At 61.6% G+C, this 3,400-nt stretch carries 4 protein-coding genes; all 4 read right to left on the reverse strand.

Annotated features, from left to right (window positions below):
- Window positions 1-188 precede the first annotated feature (188 nt).
- Window positions 189-995, reverse strand: coding sequence for a DUF4111 domain-containing protein (locus P1T08_18465; GenBank protein MDF1598060.1), 807 nt, complete (start codon window positions 993-995; stop codon window positions 189-191).
- A 217-nt stretch (window positions 996-1,212) separates the two neighbouring features.
- Complete coding sequence (locus P1T08_18470; GenBank protein MDF1598061.1) at window positions 1,213-1,644, reverse strand: DUF6326 family protein; 432 nt, start codon at window positions 1,642-1,644, stop codon at window positions 1,213-1,215.
- Between the two features lie 367 nt (window positions 1,645-2,011).
- Entirely contained in the window at window positions 2,012-2,353 is a 342-nt protein-coding gene (locus tag P1T08_18475; protein ID MDF1598062.1) for a hypothetical protein, read from the reverse strand.
- Between the two features lie 78 nt (window positions 2,354-2,431).
- Window positions 2,432-3,271 (reverse strand): hypothetical protein, encoded by an 840-nt coding sequence (locus P1T08_18480; protein MDF1598063.1) that lies wholly within the window; start codon window positions 3,269-3,271, stop codon window positions 2,432-2,434.
- Window positions 3,272-3,400: the final 129 nt, after the last annotated feature.

Consider the following 3,400-nt stretch of genomic DNA (forward strand, 5'->3'; position numbering starts at 1 on the left):
CCCACGATCACCTCGGTCACGGCCGAGCGGCACCAACGCGCCCAAAAACCCCCTTGACAACCAAACAGGCATCGATATCGAGCACTCGGCACAATGCTCGTTATGGCGAAGTATTTGGTGATCGGCGTGCTCCATCCGACGAGCTCGCCGGACACACCGAACGCTGCCTGCGGGTCGGTGTTGCCGGGTCAGGCGCCGGTGAGTCTGCGTGCGTGTTCCTTGCCGTATTCGACGAAGGCGATAGTGGCCTCCACGCTTCCTGGGCGTGGAGGGTCATCCCAAGGGACTGGCCGGTCAGCCCGCGCCTGCGCGATGAGATTCCGCCATGCCGGCGCGAGCTCCCCCCTTCCCCATTCGAGGGCAGCCAGCTTCGAGGTCACCTCTCCGGTCTCGAGGGTGTACAGCATGCGGCACATGGATTCCACTGCGTACCGCTGCGCCCAGATCATGTCGAAACTGGTCCAGCTCAGCAGATCCTCAAGGAAGTTCCCGATCAGGGTGCGCATCCTGTCGCGCAGCAGGTCGGCGGGAACCTCACACGCAAAGGTCCGCGGCTCGGGCCCGATCAGCGGAACGCTGCGCTCACGGAGTATCCATCGGGTGTCTGCGACGTTGCAGTGGGGTGACCATTGCATCTCCCGCCAGCCCCGATCCACATACAGCCACTCCCCGTCGAGCCGCTCCAGCGTCCCGAGATCTGCCTGCGGTGCGTAGCTGCCTTCCAGATTCGTCACCCAATGCCCCGGACGCGTCGGGATCTCGTCGTGCAGCCGACGGAGGGCTCGTTCCTGCTCACCGGTGACCGGCTCCTTCGTCACAACGATGAAGTCGCAGTCGCTGGAGAGATCGCCGGCTCCGAGAGCGAACGACCCCACGACGTAACCGCCGACGAGATCGTCGGCGAGAATCGACTGCACGCAGTCGATCAACTCCGCCAACAAGCCGTTCAACTCCGAAAAGGGCGTCGGATCCTTGGCGGATCTCGCGTTATTCACTCAAGCCCTCCTCGGCTCCACTTGGGACCAATGATCGCATTCATCTCCTGCATGGTGTTCGGTGAGCAGCAACGTTCTCGTCGAGCATCCACGGCTTCCAGCATTCGCCCACCACAGATGCGGCAACGATGCGTTGGCGCAGGCGAACAGGCCGGGAGCTGGCACAACTCGTACGTAGGCCCGCCCCAGCGGGACCCACCTCCCCGGTCTGGGAGCGCTAGGTCTCGCTCGCTACCACCGGATCAGGGCTGCGCTCAGCTGGGTCCGTCCGCCAGGTCCAGGCAAGACCGATGATCGCCAGCAGGGCGAGGATCTCGACGACGAAGAACCAGATGTCGTCGAGGTCGCCCGGTGGATTGGCCACCATAGACGCGATCGCCACGACGGCAAGAGCGGCGTTGGCCCAGCGGGCTGCGGTGGAAGGCAACACTCGGTTCAACACGATCATCGAGATGAACAGGCTCAGCACGATCCCGGATGCAAGCAGCAGTCCTTCGGCAACTTCCATCGACATGAGTTCTTCGATCCAGCCCGGACGAGCGAACTCGTGGATGTCACGGAAGAGCATGTTGAACAAGACGAAGATCCAGAGTGAGGACAGCACTCCCCGACGGTCTGCGTTGATGCGGTTGCTGATGGTGTCCTCCACGGTCGGCTCCTCCTGGGACAGATTGACACTGTGAGTAGGTGAGACACCGTAACAAACATACGGTGTAAGTAGTTGCCGAAGGCCCGCGAAGAGACGCCTCTTGAATGGTCCTACCGACGCGGGATTACCCAACAGAGACATCTCGGAATCAGAAGCGCTCCAGTATCCAGTCGGCGATCGTCTTGGGAACCACCGGCCATCGTCTCCTCGATGAGCCCATATTCTGAAACGGCGCCCGTCGTCGCGTTCTGGAACAGGTGATTGAGTCCGGCGAGTTCCGGCAATTCTGAACCGCACCTCGAAGTGCCGTTCGGCGCTATTCGCTGTCGCGGGCGATATGGCGCGGGAACAGGGCGATCGGTGCGGTTCAGATCTCAAGGAGCGTGGCATCGAACCAGATGTCCTCATGGCCCGGCGCGGTCAGGAACCGCCACCCAGGCGGAAGAGCGAGATACGGAATAGCCTCCGGCGCCCACTCTCCGACGTGCTCGACGTGGAGTGGCACGAAGAAATCGGGATCATCGCTGTATTCGCCACGCCATAGATACCAACCGTTGGTGTCGCCCTCGGGAGGATGTCGAAGACCGTGCAGCGGCACGGTCTCGCTGCGCACATTGGCTGCGACACCAAGTTTCGTCCCGGCCGCCGGTGTCTCCGGGTCGGCGGCGAAGCGCCGACATACCTCAAGCTGAGTGGTTTCAGATTCCATGTTCAACCTCGAAAGGAATCATGCCAGATCCAACTGCTCCTCGACGTGGTCGCGCTTGACGAGCGATATGGCACAAGATCAGGTGATCGGCTCTGTTTGCGTTGTAGGGGGTGGAGCGAGAAGCTGATCGATCGCCATCGCGAACTGCTCGAAGTCATCGATGTTGCTGACAGCCTCGCGGTACCGGTGGAAGGCTTGGCGATAGTGGCCAGTCAGGATCTCAACTTCTGGCAGCGGTTCGCATGCCCTGATCGACATGTGGCTCCGGCCATACCCATCATGGTCAACGGCGAGATCCACAATCACATCACCGCTGTCCAAGATCTCTTGGAGACGCGGGCGGGTTTCGCCACGTAACCGTTCGACCAGTCTCGTAGGTCGATCCTCCCCGGCCAGGCCGAAGATGGTGATCTCTGACGAGGCGTCACCCCCTACCGCGAGAGCGAGCGCTATCAGATCGGAGGAGTTGCGAAGCTCGAAGAAGCCTGCCTTTGCCCGGTGGGCCCTCTCCCAACTGGTGGGCTCGGGCCGTATCGGAACCACAGAACGAGCAGGCACGAAACCTCGATCCACGTCGCTGAGTGATCCAGGTTCAGCTTCGACGTCGTACTCCCAATCGATCATCACGATGTCGGCCGGTTCGATACTCAGGAGCCTTGCCGCATCATCCCGGTAGTAGCACGGGATTGCGAAGCGCGATCTCCCGGCCGTGACAGCCCAGGCGAGCGCACGCCAAACCGCCAAAGCCTCTCCATCGTTGTTGTTGATGGCAAAGCGGAAGTACGGCGACTGCAGCCGATCTTCCGAATAGACCTCATAGAGACCGGGCCAGAGAACGTCGCCCGCCAGCTCAACTGCACAGTGGTAGGTATGCAGGTCACCACTCTGCTCGTGGCCAAAGTCGAGGAAGTCATCCACCCGCCCATAATGCCACGCCGGCTCCTTGCTTCCAGCGTGTCCAATCCGAGCCGAACCGGCAGGGTGATGATGTGGGGGCCTGGTCGAGCCACCGCCGTTGTTGGTGGTTGGTTACGGTTGGGTGGTCTC

The organism is Acidimicrobiia bacterium (assembly GCA_029210695.1).
Taxonomy (GTDB): domain Bacteria; phylum Actinomycetota; class Acidimicrobiia; order Spongiisociales; family JAHEDJ01; genus JAHEDJ01.

Coding starts and splice junctions, on each gene's coding strand:
- P1T08_18475 (MDF1598062.1), bottom strand. CDS start 2,353: ATGGAATCTGAAACCACTCAGCTTGAGGTATGTCGGCGCTTCGCCGCC.